This window comes from Streptosporangium album (assembly GCF_014203795.1).
GTDB classification, from domain to species: Bacteria; Actinomycetota; Actinomycetes; order Streptosporangiales; family Streptosporangiaceae; genus Streptosporangium; species Streptosporangium album.
The window spans coordinates 1,019,191-1,034,093 of sequence record NZ_JACHJU010000001.1 but is presented as its reverse complement, the minus strand read 5'-3'; the positions used below and the strand labels follow the sequence as shown (position 1 = coordinate 1,034,093).

The following is a 14,903-nucleotide window of genomic DNA, read 5'->3' as shown; positions in this document are numbered from 1 at the left end:
ATCAGGCCGCCCAGTCGGGGAGCTTGCCGGGGTCCCCGCCGAGAATCGGGTTGAGCCACTTGTTCAGGATCGCGTCCAGGGTGCCGTCCTTCTTCATGTCGGCGAGGATCTGGTCCACGATCGCGACGTTCGGCGAGCCCTTGGGGAAGAGAGCGGCGACGTCGCCGCCGACCGGGTAGGCGCCTATCACCTTGAGCTTGTCCCCGGAACTGGCGGCCCGTGGCATCACGGTGGCCGTGTCGTTCAGCGCGGCGTCGATCTGGCCGGCGAGGACGGCGTTGAAGAGGTCGTCGTTGGAGCTGAACACCCGGACCTGCTTGGGCTTCAGGGTGTCCTGGACGTATTTCAGCTGCACTGAACCGGTGAGCACCCCGACAGTGGACCCCTTGATCGACGCGGCTGTGAGGCCCGACCCGGCCTTGACCAGCACACCTGTCCCGTAGGTGTTGTACGGGACGGAGAAGTCCACGGCCTTGCGGCGCTCCGGCGTGTCGTAGATGTCCCACACCGCGAAGTCGAAGCTGGAGGACTTGGCGGTGACGAGCGCTTCGAACGGGGCGTTGACCAAATTGATCTTCTTCAGGCCCGCCCGGTTGGCGATCTCGGCGTCGAGGCAGTACATGTACCCGCCGTCCACGCTCTCCAGGGTGTTGCCCCGGTATCCGGCGGGGAACGGCAGCGAGGCCGCGACGGTGAGCACGTCCTCTTTCATCGTGCTCAGCTTGTGGATCGGCGGGTTCTTGGTGACCTCGCACTCTCCGAAGGAAGACTCGCCCTGCGCGGTCGCGGTGGTTTCCTGGCCGCCGCAGCCGGCGAGCGTAACGAGCCCCACGGCCAGTGCCGCGGCGCTGCTGATCCTGAGTGACCTCTTCACGCTTCACCTTCTTCTGGTTGGTCTGCTGCAGCGCCAGAACGGTCCGCACTGAGCCTCGGTTTTGACATTCCACTGATATTTCAGTGATGTGGCGGTACTTTACCGATTTGCGGATGTCTTGACTAGATGCGGCGTTCCGCTTGACGCTGGGACCCGCGCTCTCCTCCGCCGTGGCCGGCCGCGCCGACCTGTTCGACGGCCTGGACCTCGACAGGCTGCTCCCGGTGGCCCGCCGGATCCTCCAGGAGCGGGCCCGTGACTTCACCACGCTGCGCGGCCTGCTCCAGAAGGAGTTTCCCGAGGTCAACGACCAGGCGCGGGGCTATGCCGTACGGACTCAGCTACCGCTGGTCATGGTGCCCACCGAGGACCGGTGGGCGTTCCCCCGGATAGTGGACTTCACGCCGGCGGACAGCTGGCTGGGCTCGCACACGCCGACCGCACCCGTGTCATAGCCGACGAGTATCGGGGACGGGTCGTCACCAAGAACCTCCGCGTGCGGGCCGCTTTCCTCTGGGACGGCTCGGTGCGCGGCACCTGGCAGGTGGAACGCGGACGTAAGGCCGCCGTCCTGCGGATGACCCCCTTCGAGCCCCTGCCGGAGAGCGCGCTCTCCGAGCTGATCCGGGAGGCCGACGCCCTGCTGCGCTTCGCCGAGCCGGACGCCGCGGGCCTGGGCGGCGGCCGGCGGACCGCGCCGCCCATGTCCTCAACGATCCGCTAGACGTCCTCGCTGCCGCCACCGGCCGTCTGTTCGCCGGCCCAGTTCAGGAGACGGGCTGCGGTCTGGAAGCGCCGGGTCGCGCTGGAGTCGCCGAGAAGGACGCCGACGATCCGATGGCCGTCACGGTCGGCGGCGAACGACAGGCAGTAGCCGGCGGCCTGGGTGTAGCCGGTCTTGAGGCCCACGGCCCCGGCCGACGCGCCGAGCAGTTTGTTGCTGTTGGTCCAGACGTGGGCCAGGTGCACCTTCGACGCCGCCACGGCGTGGCGCGCGGTGGAGGCGATGGCCAGCAGCACCGGATCGCGGAGCGCCACCTCGGCCAGCTTGGCCTGGTCCTGGGCGGTGGAGTAGCCCGGGCTCGGTTTGGGCAGCCCGTCGGGATTGCCGTAGCGGGTGCGGGTCAGGCCGAGGGAGCGGGCCGTGGCGTTCATCTTGGCCACGAACCTGCTGTCGCCCGGGCCGTAGACGCGGGCCAGTGCGTGGGTGGCGTCCGCCCCAGAGGGGAGCATCGCGCCGTAGAGCAGATCCCTGACGGTCAGGCGTTCACCCGCGCGAAGGTTCGCGGCGGTCGCGCCGTTCGTCGTCGCGTGCCGCACGTCGCCGGAGTTGATCGTGACGACGTCGTCCGGTTTCGCCTCCCGCAGGACGACATACGCCGTCATGACCTTTGTCAGGCTGGCCACCGGCAGTCGGCGGGTCGCCTGCTTGCTGAGGCGGACCGTTCCGGTCGTGGCGTCGAACAGGTAGGCGGCCCGCGCGGCCACCGCCGGAGCGTCCTGCTGGACCAGCCGCCGGGAGAGCTGCTGATTGCCCTGCTGGGCATGGGCGGGCGTGGCGAACCCGGTGGCCAGGGCGGCCAGGGCGGCGCAGATGATGAGGCGGATTCCCCCGTTTCGCATGAGGGACATGGTGACAGAGCCGGCCGTCGATATGCAGATCTTGGCGCTTTGGCTATTAAAACGTTGACATTCGAGCCGTATGGACAAGATCAGGGCGGAAATCATCCCTGTCAGGCCTGCTGTTGGATTCGGGGGAGATGACATGCCAGGGAAGTTCATGATCACCAAGGACAAGCGCGGCGAGTTCCGTTTCAAGCTCGTGGCGACCAATGGTCAGACCATCGCGGTCAGCGAGGGGTACAACACCAGGGCGGCCTGCATGAGCGGCATCGAGTCGGTCCGCAAGAACGCTCCGGATGCGAAGGTCGACGATTCGGCGCTCACCGCGGCGACCACGCCCTGACGCCCGCGGCCCTGCCTGCGCACCGCACGGGCGGGGCCGCTCACCCCCCTCGGAGGCTTGCCGTGCCCGCACCCCGTGCGCGGGGCCGTACAGGCGTGGCCTTCGCCGTGCCTCCAGCCGTACGGACGGCTCACACGTTGGTGAACTCGTCTTCCGTCCGCCGCGGAGCCCCGCGGCGACGACGGAGGCAGACGACGGTGACGATCGCCGCGAGCAGCGCCGCGGCGACCCCGCCCGCCAGGAACGGCGACTCGGCGGCCAGCTTCAGCCAGCCCCAGATCAGCGAGTAGAGGCCGAAGGACGTCACCGGGACCCAGGTCAGGCAGCCGAGCGCGCTGGCCACGACATACCAGGGGTAGGAGACCCGCAGCACCCCCGCCACCCACGGCAGCGTGTGCCGCAGCCCCGGCACCCAGAAGCAGCCGTAGACGGCGAGCGCGCCCCACCTCCTGACGGCGTTCTCCACCGTGAGGATGTTCTTCTCGTCGATCTTCCGGCCCAGACGGGACGCGTAGAGCCGGGGCCCCAGCTTGTGGCCGATCCAGTAGTAGCACTGGAACACGCCGAAGAGGCCGATCCCGCCGAGGAGGACCCAGAGCCACAGCGGCATCCCCAGGAAGGAGGCGGATGTGGGATCGGGGATGTTCGCCACAAGGAGTCGCACCTGACCACCCCCACCGCGTCGCTCGGTCCGCCCGCCTCCAATATTAGGTCAGGCTTACCTGGGCGGATGACATGCCCCCTGCAAGCGGACATCAAGCAGAGATCAACCCTCGAGGCATAAACCTGTAGCAACGAGGAAGGGCGTGTGTCATGAGTCCGCGAAGCAGTGTGGCGCCGGTGGTGGCGAGTGGGACCGCGAGCGTCGTGAAACTGCTGGTGGCCACGCTGGCCTTCACCGGCGCCTACGTGGGGGTGGAGGCGTCCCACAACGCCTCCGTCCAGGCCGCCCCGGCGAGTGTGACCACCCGGACCACCCAGACCCGGACCACCCAGACCCGGACCACCCCGGCCCGGATCGTTCGGGCCCAGACCGTCGGGACCCGGGCGGTCAGCCTGCCGACAGAGTCGAAGTCGGAGTCGAGCACCGCGGCACGGGCCGCGGTCGCCGGAGCGATCACCGTCGCCCCGCTCGCCGGATCACGGCCGTGCGAGAAGACCTACCTGGTCCAGAGCGTGATCGACAATCCCCGTCCGGAGAGCGCCGTCTCGTACGGCTGGCGCCTGCAGCGCTGGAGCCCTGCCACCCGGAACTGGCGGACATACATGATCACGAACTCCGGCTTCGCCGGTCGGAGCCGGAGCGCCAAGTGGCAGCCGAGCGTGATCGACAATCCCGGTTGGTACCGGGCGGAGCTGTCCGTCTCCGGCGGTGCCCGGTTGCACAGCGGGAAGTTTCTCGTCAGCTGCTGAGCGCCCGCTGCGCCGCCTCCACCCAGCGGGCCACACCGACCCGTTGTGCCACCGAGAGCGCCTTCTCGTAATGGGGTTTCACCGCGTCGGCGAAGCCCAGCCTGAGCGCCAGGTCACCGAGGGTCAGCGCGACCGGCCACAGCGCCACCACACCGGTGCCCGCCCCCGCGATCCGCTCGGCGAACGGCTTCAGCGTGTCGTAGGCCTCGACCATCCGCTCCCGGTCGTTCAGCAACATGCCGGCCAGGGCCCGCCAGATCATCGCCAGCTCGTAGAGGAAGTCGGGGCGGACCGGCGTCTTCACCGCGATGACCGCCCGCGCGTCGCGGGTGTGCCCGGCGGAGGCCAGGGCCACCGCGTAGGCGTCGAGAGTCCACTTGGCTCCGCGCTGGTGGGCCTCGGCAAGGGGCTCCACCATGTCGGCGGCCCGGCCGTTGACGAGGTGCAGGCAGAACGTCGTGATCAGCGGCAGGTCCTGGCGCCCCTCCAGCATGCCGGCTCGGGCCGTCAGCCGGGCGGCGTCGCGGTAGGCGCCCTCCGCGCCGGCGAAGTCACCGGCGATCATCAGGCGCTGCCCGGCGTACCAGGCCCCGACGGCGGCCGGGGCGGGCAGGCCGTACTGCCGGGCGAGCCGCTCGGCGGCGGCCACGTGCGCGTCGGCGTCGGCGAACGCGCCCGAAGCGGCCGCGCACTCCATCAGCACGAGATGGGCCAGTGCCTGGACCGCGACCTGACCGGTCCTCTTGCCGACCTCCAGCAGCTCCCGGCCGATGACCTCGCGCTCGCCCACCGGGGTGATGCCGTAGGACTGCCGCAGCCGGCCGCTCAGCGCGGTCGCCAGCAGCGCCGGGTCACCACTGCGCCGGGCCAGCTCCTCGGCCTCCAGCGAGGCCTGCTCGCCGCGGGGGGTGGCCGAGCCCTCCAGCTCCAGTGCGAGCGTGGCCAGCAGGCTCGCGCGCAGTGACTGCTCGGCGGCGGGCAGCTCGACCAGCGCCTGCTCGGCGACGTCGACGATCTCCCACGCGGTGCGGGTGAAGTCGCGGGCCATGCCCTTGTGCGGTACGGCCAGCGAGGCCGCCACCCGGGCGGTGAGCTCCAGATTGCCCAGCGGCAGGGCGGCGTCCATCGCCTCGCGCCGCCGCCCGCGGGCCGCGGCCATGTCGCCGCAGAGCGCCAGCGCCTTGATCAGACGCAGGGTCAGCAGCAGGCGTTCCTTGGTGCTGTCGGGGGTGTGGGTGATGCCGGACCGGTCGAAGGCGGCGATGGCCTGCTCCCATAACGAGGCGGCCTCCCGGTGGGCGAACCGGCGCTCGGCCTGCTCGGCGGCCAGCCCGGCGTAGTGCACCGCCTTGATGGCCGTCTCGGCGGTGCCCGCCGCGTCGTAGTGGTGGGCGAGGGCGGCCACGTCGCCGGGGTTCCTGCGCTCGATCACCGCGGCCACCGAGGCGTGCAGCCGGGAACGGCGCAGCCGGGAGGCGTCGGAGTAAAGGGTGTCGCGGACCAGGTCGTGGTCGAAGCGGAGCATGCCGGGACCCGGCTCGGTGACCAGCCCGGCGAGCAGCGCCGCCTCCACCGCGTCGACCACGGCGTCCTCGTCGCCCGTCACGTCCACCAGCACGTCCACGTCGACGTCACGGCCGATCACCGCGGCCTGCAGCAGGATCTGCTGGGCCGCCGAGGGCAGCCGGGAGATCCGCCGCCGCAGCACGTCGCGGACGCCGGAGGGCACCCCGGAGATCACCTCGGCGGCCGTGGCGCGGTCGCTCACGGCCTCGGCGTCGAGCAGGCGCACGGTCTCCCGGACGAAGAAGGGGTTGCCGCCGGTCCGCTCGACGATGCTGTTGACCGCCTCCTCGTCCACCTCGCGCACGCAGGTCGCGCGGACCAGCTCGGCCACCGCCTTGGGGTCGAGACCGGTCAGGCCCACCCGGACGGGCCCGAGCCTGGCCAGCGCGGCCAGCACGTCGGCCTGCTGGTCGCTCAGCTCGCTGTCACGGCAGGTCACCACCAGCAGCACACGGCTGGTGGCAAGCAGGCTCGGCAGTGCGCGCAGCAGCGCGAGGGTCTGGTCATCGGCCCAGTGCAGGTCCTCCAGGGTCAGCAGGATCGGGGTGTCCTTGGCGACGGCCGCGAGATAGCCGCCCACCGCCCGGTGCAGCCGGAAGCCGCCGGAGACCTGGTCGTCGTCGGGCGGGGGAGCCGCGTCGTCCAGCAGCGGGGCGAGCAGCGGGGCGTACTCCCCGGGGCCGGCCGCGTTCACCAGGGTACGCAGGATCTCCACCCAGGCCCACCCGGGAGGGGTGGCGCTGCTGTCGGGGCAGGCGCCGGACGCGGTGCCCCAGCCGTCCTCGGAGAGCCGTCTGGTGAGCTGGCGGACCAGTGTGGTCTTGCCCGCGCCCGCGTCGCCGCCGATCACCGCGACCGTGAAGCGGCCGGTCCGGGCCGCGGCCGTGGTCAGCCGGGTCAGCTCGGCGTCGCGGCCGACGAACGGCTCGGGCTCCAGCGGCGGCAGCTCCACCGGCGCGGCCGTGGGCCGGGGAGGCCAGGTGTCGGCGGGCACCAGGAGGCGCTGCCGTCCAGTCGGCGGGGCGGCGAGCTGCAGGCCCGGATCCTGGGCCAGGATGTCGGACTCCAGCCTGCGCAGCGCCGGGCCCGGGTCGATGCCCAGCTCGTCGGCGAGGATCGTGCGGGCCTTGCGCAGCGCCGCCAGCGCGTCGCCCTGCCGCCCGCACCGGTAGAGGCCGAGGGCCAGCAGCCGCCAGCCCTCCTCGCGGAGCGGGTGCTCGGTGGTCAGGGCCTCCAGGTCGGGCACCGCCTCGGCGGCCATGCCCAGGCGCAGACCGCTGTCGGCGTGCCGCTCACGGGCCACCAGGCGCAGCTCGGCCAGCCGGTTGACCTCGGCCTCGGCCCACGGCTGGTCGGCGAAGTCGGAGTAGGGGGTGCCGCGCCACAGCCCCAGGGCCTTCTCCAGGCGGCCTCGAGCCAAGGAGGGGTCGTCGTTCTCCAGATGCTCTCCGGCCGTGCGGACCAGCACCTCGAAACGGAGGGCGTCGACCTGCTCGGGGGCGACCCGGAGCGCGTAGCCGGAGGCGACCGTCACCAGCAGCCGGTTGGGTCCCCCACGCGGACGGCCGGGTTCGAGGACCCGGCGCAGACGGGAGATGTAGACCTGCAGGCCCGACTGCGCGCCTTTGGCGGAGTCATCGGCCCATAGGTCGTAGAGGAGGGAGTCGACGGGCACCACCTGCCCGCGTGCCACCAGCAGTCGGGCGAGGACGGCACGCTGCCGCAACCCGCCTAGGTCGAGCTCGTCATCACCGGAATGCGCCTCGACCGGACCGAGAACCCGGAACGCCACCATGTCAGCCGCCACGCTATGCGGGCCTTCGAATCACGCACAAGGTATTTCCCAATCTAGCGGCTGATCGGCTCCTTCGCGGGGGCCGAAGCGGCGTTCTCACGCCGGCGCAGAAGCGCCCACGCGCCGAGCGCCAGGCCGCCGAAGGGGATTTCGACAGTGTAGGTCCAGAAGCCGAAAAGCAGTGCCGCGGCGGTCGCGGAATCGAGCGGCGCGCCGAAGAAGACCAGCGCGCCGACGGTCCCGGCCTCCATGATCCCGGCGCCGCTCGGAGTCACCAGAGCGCTGGTCAGCACCCTGGACAGGGCGAACACGGCGATCGACTGTGCCAGCCCCGGATAGGCGCCGGTGGCCTGCAGACAGCAGACCAGCAACAGCCACTGCAACCCGAGAAAGAAGATCATGCCGATGGTCAGTCCCGGCCAGCGGTGCCGTACGACCTCGGAGGTGTCGGCGCGCAGCTTCTCCAGCGCCCCGGAGGGGGAGTGCTCGGCGGGGCGGATCCTGGGCGGGAGCAGCCGCGTGGCGGCGTCGAGGGCGCGGCCGAGCCCGGCGGCGGCACGGTCCCAGTAGAGGGCGGCGGCCACCACGGCGACCAGGGCCAGCAGGGACAGCGAGCCCACCCAGCCGGCGTTGGTCACGGCCGGGCTGAGTCGCTGGCCGCTGACCAGCAGGGCCACGATGCCCACGGCGGGCAGGATGAACCGGAAGAGGGTGTTCCAGATGCCGCTGGAGAGCGTGGAGACCACCACGGCCCGGAGCGAGAAACCCCACCCCTTGGTCATCGCGATCGTCATCGCCACCCCGGCCGCGCCACCGAACGGGAGCAGGTTGCTCACCGCGCTGCCGGCCGCGTTCAGCGTCAGCGCCTGAAGGTGGGTCAGGCCGGGCAGGGAGGCGGTCAGCACGAACGTGTAGGCCAGCAGGCTCGCCAGCCAGACGACGGTCATCAGCGCGACCATCTGCCAGCTCAGGCTGGAGAACTGGGCGCCGATCTGCGACCAGGAGACGTGCTTGCCGGTGAGCGCCGCCACGATCTGCGGCAGGAAGCGCACGAGCGTGGCGGCCAGTGCCAGCGACACGACCGACAGCCCGACCTGGACCCATCTGTTCTTCATGTAACCCCCTCACACCAGTCTGCCGGTTGGCGGCTCATCCTTTGGAAGGAACTTCGAAGGGATGCCGCAGCCTCGTGCCGGTCGGCAGTCCGCGCCGGACGTACCACTCGGTGCCGAAGACGAGGCGGTAGAGGGGGTGCGGGATCTTGAGCATGACACCGAGCGTGCGGGTGTCCGCGCCGGTGGCCTGGGACGCGTGGGCGGCCATGCTGGCCCGCTTCTGGCGGGCGAACCGCCGCACGCCGACCCGGTGGGTGATCACCTCGCCGGGGGAGTAGGCCTGCTCGAAGGAGCGGATGTCGAGCTGGGGGTAGAACCTGCGGACCAGCCGGAGCCCCTTGAGCAGGGGGTCGCGGTTGACTGTGGCCTCCAGCACGATCGGGGTGCCGGCGATCTCGGCGGCCCGGCCGCCGACCCTGTGCACCTGGACGTGGTCGGGGTGGCCGTAACCTCCGGCGGGATCATAGGTCGTCAGCAGGTCGGCGTCCTCCTCGGTGAGGACGGCGGCGAGCCGCCGGGCGGCCTCCTCGGCGTCGGCGTCGATGAACGCGTTGTCCGGCCGGTCGTCGGCGATCCCCCCGCCGGGGGCCAGCCCGGAGTCGCCGTAGCCGAGGTTGACCACCCGGGCGCAGCCGAGCGCCGCCGCAGACTTGTAGAGTTCGGCGATGCGCGCGGCGGCCAGCGCCTCGCCGGGTGCGAGGTCGGCCTGGCCGCGCTCGCCGGAGGTCGCCACGACGAGGACCACCCGGTGACCTTCGGCGGCGAGCATCGCCATGGTGCCCGCGGTCAGCAGGGCCTCGTCATCGGGATGGGCATGGAAGAACACGGCTGTCCTGACGGTGTCGATCGCGGTTCACTCCGTTCGGTGTCATCGGGGGTCCGCCCTGGCGGGCACGCAGGCATGATCTCACGCGGGGCTACGCTGGCACGGTGAGGATCCTCCACGTCAGTGACTGTTACCTGCCGCGTCTCGGCGGGATCGAGGTGCAGGTCGGCGATCTGGTCCGGATGCAGAGGGAGGCGGGTCACGAGGTCGAGGTGGCGACCGCGACCCCCGGAGAACCCCTGTCCGGTGTATACCGTATCGTCGCCAAGCTCCCCTTTGATCTGCCCGTTCATCCGTTTGGGGTGGGGCACCTGCTGCGGTTGATGAGGGCACGGCACCCCGATGTGGTGCACGTGCACACGGGCGCGGTCTCGCCGTTCGCCTGGATGGGCGTCCGCGCGGCCGTACGGCTGGGCCTGCCCGTGGTCGTGACCGTGCACAGCATGTGGGATCCGGTCACCCGGGCGCTCTACCGGGGACTGCGGATGCTGTTCGAGTGGCACCGCTGGGGGCTGGTGGGCACGGCGGTGAGCGAGGCCGCGGCCCTGCCGATCCGGGGGGTGGCCGGGCGCAAGGTGCCGGTGAACGTGGTCTCCAACGGCCTCGACGTCTCCGGCTGGCGTTCCTCGGCCGTCGTACGGCGCGAGCCCGACGACAAGGCCGTTCACGTCGTCGCGGTGGGACGGCTGGCCCCCCGCAAGCAGCCCGTCCGGCTGCTCAGGCTGCTGAAGGAGGCCCGCGCCCGGGTGCCGCAGGAGACGCCGATGCGGGCCACCATCGTGGGGGACGGCCCGGCGCGCTCACAGATGGAGCGCTACCTGCGGGCCAACGGGATGGGCGGCTGGGTCTCGCTGCCCGGCCGCTACAGCCGGGACCAGATCCGCGAGCTGCTCTTCTCCGCCGACGTGTTCGTCGCCCCGGCGCCCCGCGAGTCCTTCGGCCTGGCGGCGCTGGAAGCCAGGGCGGCGGGTGTCCCGGTGGTCGCGCGGGCCCAGAGCGGGGTGGCCGACTTCGTCCGTCCGGGTAAGGAGGGGCTGCTCGGGCGGAGTTTCGAGGACCTGGTCGCGTCGGTGGCCAGGCTGGCCGGGGACCGTGAGCTGCGCGAGTCGATCGCGGCGCACAACCGGGAGACGGAGCCGGTCCGCAGCTCGTGGCCGATGGTGCTGGAGGGCTTCGAGCAGTGCTACCGGCAGGCCCGCACGGGCCGGGGCTGACTCCGGCCGTCCCGGGCCGTGCAGCCGGTACGGCCGCCGCGCCGCGCTGCCCCCCGCAGGCGGAGCGGCGGCCGTACCGGGGAGGTGCCTCCCGTTCCCGGGGGCACGGGCTCCGCTAGGAGCAGGCGGTCTGGAGCTTGACGCCGGCCTCGGTCAGCTTCTTGCTGAACTCCGGCAGCGCCGCGGCGGCCGCGGCCGGGTCCTTGGCGTCGATCTTCAGACCGCTCATGGAGGCGGCGACGTCGTTCATCGCGGAGGCCGCGTCGCCGTCAGACTTGGCCGCCAGTGCCTTCAGGTCATCGCCGAGCTTCTGGTTGGACTGGTTGAACTTCTCCAGGTCTCCGACGTTGGAGGCCATGGACGAGGTGTAGCTCGTGATGAGCTGCTGCGCCTCGGTGCAGAGCGCGGCGTTACCGGACCCGCCACAGGCGGCGGTCATCGACAGGAGAGCGACCCCCGCGGCGGCGACGGCGATACGGCGGGAGGTGAGAGCGGTGAGCATTTCTGCCTTTCATTGCATTTCATGACAGATCAGACGGTAGGCACTCACCCTTGCGGATCACTTTCATTGCGCTTACAGAAAGAGATTCCTGTTACTCAGGGTGATTTCTGATGCGCGTTGGGTAAGAGGGGTGTATGGCTGAGGCGATCGTTGGTCCTGGTCCCGTCCAGCACTCGCTCAAGCGGGTGATCGGACGCAGGGTTCTCCTGCTGTTCGTGATAGGAGACATCCTCGGTGCGGGGATATATGCCCTGGTCGGGAAGGTGGCCGGATACGTCGGCGGGGCCCTGTGGGTGCCGTTCCTCGTCGCTTTCGTGCTGGCCGCGCTGACGGCGTCGGCCTATGCCGAACTTGTCGGGAAATATCCGCAAGCTGCAGGAGCCGCGCTCTATGCGAATAAAGCGTTCAACATCCCTTTTGTAACCTTTATTGTGGCTTTCGCCGTACTGATGAGCGGCATCACCTCGGCGAGCGCCGCGGCCCGGGCGTTCGGCGGTGACTACCTCGGCGAGTTCGTCACGCTGCCGGTCGTCGTGGGCGCGTTCATCTTCCTCGGCGTCGTGGCGCTGGTGAACTTCGCCGGGATCTCCGAGTCCATCAAGGTCAACGTCGTCCTGACCGTCATCGAGGCGTTCGGCCTGCTGGTCGTCATCGCGATCGGGATCTACGCGCTGCTGTCCGGCGGGGGCGAGCCCGCCAGGGCCCTTTCGTTCCACCCTGCCAACGGCGCGTTCCTCGGCGTCCTCGGCGGCACGGCCCTCGCCTTCTACGCGCTGCTCGGCTTCGAGGACTCGGTCAACCTGGCCGAGGAGTCCAAGGATCCGCAGCGCGACTACCCCCGCGCGCTCTTCGGCGGCCTGGCCGTGGCCGCGGTGATCTACATGGCGGTCGCGTTCACCGCGACCATGCTGGTGGACACCGAGACGCTGAAGAGCTCGACCGGCCCGCTCCTGGAGGTCGTCAAGGTCGCGGGCCTGGCCTTCCCGCCCAAGCTGTTCGCGCTGATCGCGCTGCTCGCGGTGGGCAACACCGCGCTGATCAACATGCTGATGGCCTCACGGCTGGTGTACGGCATGGCGCGGGAGGGGATCGTGCCGAGGGTCTTCGCGGCGGTCCATCCCACGAGGTCGTCCCCGTGGGTCGCCATCGTGTTCACCGTGGGCATCGCCGCCGTGCTGGTCGCCACGGGCGATGTGGGCAACCTGGCGGACACGACGGTGCTCCTGCTGCTGTGCGTGTTCGCCATGGTCAACGTGGCCGTGCTGGTCCTCCGTAAGGACCGGGTGGAGCACGATCACTACCGGGCGCCGAGGTGGATGCCGGCGCTGGGCGCGGTGGTCTGCCTTGTGCTGGCGCTGCCCTTCACGGGGCGCGGTGGCGACGTCTATCTCCGCGCGGGCGTGCTGATCGCCGTGGGCGTGGTTCTCTGGTTCGTGAACCGGCTGTTCCTGGCGGGACAGGGGGACCGTCCCGAGGTGACCTCAGAAGGGAAGGCGGCGTCCTGAGGGCGTGCGCAGGTCGAGAGGGGCGGGCTTGCGGGGCGGACGGGGCCTGTGAACGATTCGTACTCTTTTCATCTCACACTCCCTTTTGTTGGAGTTTGAGAGAGGCTACGTCAGCCCACCGACAACTCCGTACATCCCTCAGCGCCGCAGGACGAAATCGTCCTCGTCGTCCCCCACACCGACCGACCCCACCGCCCGCGGTGTGCCGGTGCCCGGCACCCGGGCGATCGCGGTGTGGTTGATCTCGTCGCTCTCCTCGTACTGCTGGTCCTCCTCGTGTGCCCGGAACGGCGGACCGTACTCGCGTGACCATCTCGTGCCGTCGAAGCGCAGGAAGAGCACCTGCCCCGGGTGGTCGGCGCCGATCCCGCTGATCCACAGCCGGTCCGGCCCGCGGGCGCGGTAGGGAACGGGGATGTCGCCTGCGCACCCGGCACCCGGCCCGTCAGGGCGGCCTGTCCCGTATGAGAAAGTTACATGGCTGGGAGAGGCCAGGGTAGAAGGTTGATCATGTTGGTCGGAAATGAGCCGGAGCCGAGTTTCACCGCCACATCCGGTCTACACGGCGCGACGCTCGTCGTGCGGGCCAGTGGCGAGCTGGATCATTACCACACCCCCGTGTTACGGGCGGAGATGGACAGGGCATGGAACGCCCTGCAGTCGCAGACTCTGATCCTCGACCTTTCCGCCCTCACCTTCTGCGACTCCTCGGGGATAGGCGAGCTGCTCCAGGCGCGCCACCAGGGCCAGGCCAGGGGGGTTCGGTTCATCCTGACCGGCATCCAGGGAAACCTGGTACGACGCCTCAACCTCGCCGGCCTGGCCCAGGTGTTCGAGGTGTTCCCCTCTGTCGCCGAGGCGCTTGAGGCCGCCTAGGAGGCTCCGGGGGCCGTCCCGCTGCTGGCGACCCGGCGAGAGCGCGACCGCTGCGGGGGAGGACCCCGGCGTGGACGCACCGGCCTGCGCGGGCGAGGGTCCAGGAGCCCCGCCCTAGGCGGGCACCTCGCCGAAGATGTCCCGGTGCGCGATGGACAGGGCCGTGAACAGGGCTCCGTGAAGGATCGCGTTCCCCTCCACCGTGCTCGCGCGGACCTGGGTCGGAACGGGGGAGAGCCCGGCGAGGTGCTCGCTGACCCGTGCGGCCAGCGGGTCGCCGCCGGAACGGCCCGTCTTCCCCCCGAGGACGACGAGCCCGGGGTCCAGCAGCGCGACCGAGGTGAAGGCGCCCTCGGCGATCCGGGCCGCGAGGGAGTCCTGGTCGAGTCCGCCGATGACACCGGAGCCCGCCACGTCGCAGAACAACCCGTCACGCAGGCCGAGGGCGCCGACTTCGCCCGCCCCTCCCGAAACTCCCCTGCGCAGCCGTCCGCCGAGGGTCACCGCCCCGCCCACCCCTTCGTCCAGCCAGAGCAGGACGAAGTCCTCGCGCCCCCGTGCGGACCCGGCGCGGTGCTCGGCCACGGCGGCGAGATTGACCTCGTTCTCCAGGGTCACCGGTGCGTCGATCCGGTGACGCAGGGCCTGCAGCATGTGCGGCCGCCAGCCGGGCACGCCGTTGTCGGCCACCAGTTCGCCGCTCTGCGGATTCACCATTCCCGGGGCGCCCACGACGACGGCGTGCAACCTCCGCGGGCCCGCCGCCTCCGCGACGGCGGCGGCGATGGTCCTGGCCAGGTCGCCGCCCGCCTCGGCGGAGTGCCCGGCGTTCTCCGCGGCCGTGGGGCCCCCGGTGCCTCCCGTCCCCACGGGGCTTCCGGTCTCCAGCGGGCGTGTGGCGGAGCCGACGGTCTGGCCGGTGATGTCGGCGACGGTCACGCTGACCGTGTCGCGCCGTACGTCGACCCCGGCCACGTGGGCGCGGTCGGCCACGATGCCGTAGACGCGGGCGTTCGGCCCCCGGCGCTCCTCGCCGCTCTCGCCGACGACCTCGATCAGCCCGTTCACCCGCAGGCGCTCGACGAGGTCCGACACGGTCGGGCGGGAGAGGCCGATGAGCGCCCTCAACTGGGGAGCGGTCAAGGACCTGTGTTCCAACAGCAGGTCGAGGGCGAGGCGGTCGTTGATCGCCCGGGCCGTCTGCGGGGTCGCGGTCTTCAATCTGTCCTCTTTTAATCAGGCAGCCTTCCT

Annotated in this window: 16 protein-coding genes; 7 read left to right on the top strand and 9 right to left on the bottom strand. The window is 70.8% G+C overall.

Going from position 1 to position 14,903, the window contains the following annotated elements; all coding sequences use genetic code 11:
- Position 1 precedes the first annotated feature (1 nt).
- Positions 2–874, bottom strand: coding sequence for an ABC transporter substrate-binding protein (locus FHR32_RS04880; protein ID WP_184753194.1), 873 nt, complete (start codon positions 872–874; stop codon positions 2–4).
- A gap of 140 nt (positions 875–1,014) precedes the next feature.
- Between FHR32_RS04880 and FHR32_RS04875 the strand changes: the two genes are divergently transcribed.
- Together FHR32_RS04875 and FHR32_RS04870 are read left to right on the top strand one after the other, a co-directional pair.
- Positions 1,015–1,329 carry a DNA glycosylase AlkZ-like family protein gene (locus FHR32_RS04875; protein WP_184753193.1) on the top strand — a complete coding sequence of 105 codons (315 nt, stop codon included), beginning with the start codon at positions 1,015–1,017 and terminating at the stop codon, positions 1,327–1,329.
- On the top strand, positions 1,248–1,598 hold the full coding sequence (locus tag FHR32_RS04870) for a DNA glycosylase AlkZ-like family protein (RefSeq protein ID WP_184753192.1): 351 nt from the start codon (positions 1,248–1,250) through the stop codon (positions 1,596–1,598). Before FHR32_RS04875 ends, FHR32_RS04870 begins: the two co-directional genes overlap by 82 nt.
- Here FHR32_RS04870 and FHR32_RS04865 read toward each other — a convergent pair.
- Positions 1,595–2,497 (bottom strand): D-alanyl-D-alanine carboxypeptidase family protein, encoded by a 903-nt coding sequence (locus FHR32_RS04865; RefSeq protein ID WP_246465978.1) that lies wholly within the window; start codon positions 2,495–2,497, stop codon positions 1,595–1,597. The genes FHR32_RS04870 and FHR32_RS04865 overlap by 4 nt on opposite strands.
- A 142-nt stretch (positions 2,498–2,639) precedes the next feature.
- Between FHR32_RS04865 and FHR32_RS04860 the strand changes: the two genes are divergently transcribed.
- Complete coding sequence (locus tag FHR32_RS04860; protein ID WP_184753190.1) at positions 2,640–2,840, top strand: YegP family protein; 201 nt, start codon at positions 2,640–2,642, stop codon at positions 2,838–2,840.
- 130 nt (positions 2,841–2,970) lie between these two features.
- On the opposite strand, the gene FHR32_RS04855 is transcribed toward FHR32_RS04860, so the two are convergent.
- Complete coding sequence (locus FHR32_RS04855) at positions 2,971–3,504, bottom strand: DedA family protein (protein WP_184753189.1); 534 nt, start codon at positions 3,502–3,504, stop codon at positions 2,971–2,973.
- A 149-nt stretch (positions 3,505–3,653) separates the two neighbouring features.
- Here FHR32_RS04855 and FHR32_RS04850 point away from each other — a divergent pair, with 149 nt between their 5' ends.
- Complete coding sequence (locus FHR32_RS04850) at positions 3,654–4,253, top strand: hypothetical protein (protein WP_184753188.1); 600 nt, start codon at positions 3,654–3,656, stop codon at positions 4,251–4,253.
- On the opposite strand, the gene FHR32_RS04845 is transcribed toward FHR32_RS04850, so the two are convergent.
- The 3 genes from FHR32_RS04845 to FHR32_RS04835 are packed head-to-tail and all read right to left on the bottom strand — an operon-like array spanning position 4,243 to position 9,555.
- Entirely contained in the window at positions 4,243–7,626 is a 3,384-nt protein-coding gene (locus tag FHR32_RS04845) for an ATP-binding protein (protein ID WP_312882008.1), read from the bottom strand. The two genes, FHR32_RS04850 and FHR32_RS04845, sit on opposite strands and share 11 nt — an antisense overlap.
- 41 nt (positions 7,627–7,667) lie before the next feature.
- Entirely contained in the window at positions 7,668–8,729 is a 1,062-nt protein-coding gene (locus FHR32_RS04840; protein WP_184753187.1) for a lysylphosphatidylglycerol synthase domain-containing protein, read from the bottom strand.
- A gap of 34 nt (positions 8,730–8,763) precedes the next feature.
- Positions 8,764–9,555 carry a PIG-L deacetylase family protein gene (locus FHR32_RS04835; RefSeq protein WP_184753186.1) on the bottom strand — a complete coding sequence of 264 codons (792 nt, stop codon included), beginning with the start codon at positions 9,553–9,555 and terminating at the stop codon, positions 8,764–8,766.
- A gap of 104 nt (positions 9,556–9,659) precedes the next feature.
- Here FHR32_RS04835 and FHR32_RS04830 point away from each other — a divergent pair, with 104 nt between their 5' ends.
- On the top strand, positions 9,660–10,769 hold the full coding sequence (locus tag FHR32_RS04830) for a glycosyltransferase family 4 protein (protein WP_184753185.1): 1,110 nt from the start codon (positions 9,660–9,662) through the stop codon (positions 10,767–10,769).
- A 115-nt stretch (positions 10,770–10,884) separates the two neighbouring features.
- On the opposite strand, the gene FHR32_RS04825 is transcribed toward FHR32_RS04830, so the two are convergent.
- Entirely contained in the window at positions 10,885–11,271 is a 387-nt protein-coding gene (locus FHR32_RS04825) for a DUF8711 family protein (RefSeq protein WP_184753184.1), read from the bottom strand.
- A gap of 134 nt (positions 11,272–11,405) precedes the next feature.
- On the opposite strand from FHR32_RS04825, the gene FHR32_RS04820 reads away from it, so the two are divergent.
- The gene (locus tag FHR32_RS04820; protein WP_184753183.1) at positions 11,406–12,776 is read left to right on the top strand and encodes an APC family permease; all 1,371 of its coding nucleotides are present in this window, start codon (positions 11,406–11,408) and stop codon (positions 12,774–12,776) included.
- A gap of 138 nt (positions 12,777–12,914) precedes the next feature.
- Here FHR32_RS04820 and FHR32_RS04815 read toward each other — a convergent pair whose 3' ends face one another.
- Positions 12,915–13,118 carry a hypothetical protein gene (locus tag FHR32_RS04815; protein ID WP_184753182.1) on the bottom strand — a complete coding sequence of 68 codons (204 nt, stop codon included), beginning with the start codon at positions 13,116–13,118 and terminating at the stop codon, positions 12,915–12,917.
- Positions 13,119–13,286: 168 nt separating this feature from the next.
- Between FHR32_RS04815 and FHR32_RS04810 the strand changes: the two genes are divergently transcribed.
- Entirely contained in the window at positions 13,287–13,652 is a 366-nt protein-coding gene (locus FHR32_RS04810; protein WP_184753181.1) for an STAS domain-containing protein, read from the top strand.
- Positions 13,653–13,766: 114 nt separating this feature from the next.
- Here the strand turns inward: FHR32_RS04810 and FHR32_RS04805 are convergent, their stop codons facing one another.
- On the bottom strand, positions 13,767–14,873 hold the full coding sequence (locus FHR32_RS04805) for an ROK family transcriptional regulator (protein WP_184753180.1): 1,107 nt from the start codon (positions 14,871–14,873) through the stop codon (positions 13,767–13,769).
- Positions 14,874–14,903 lie beyond the last annotated feature (30 nt).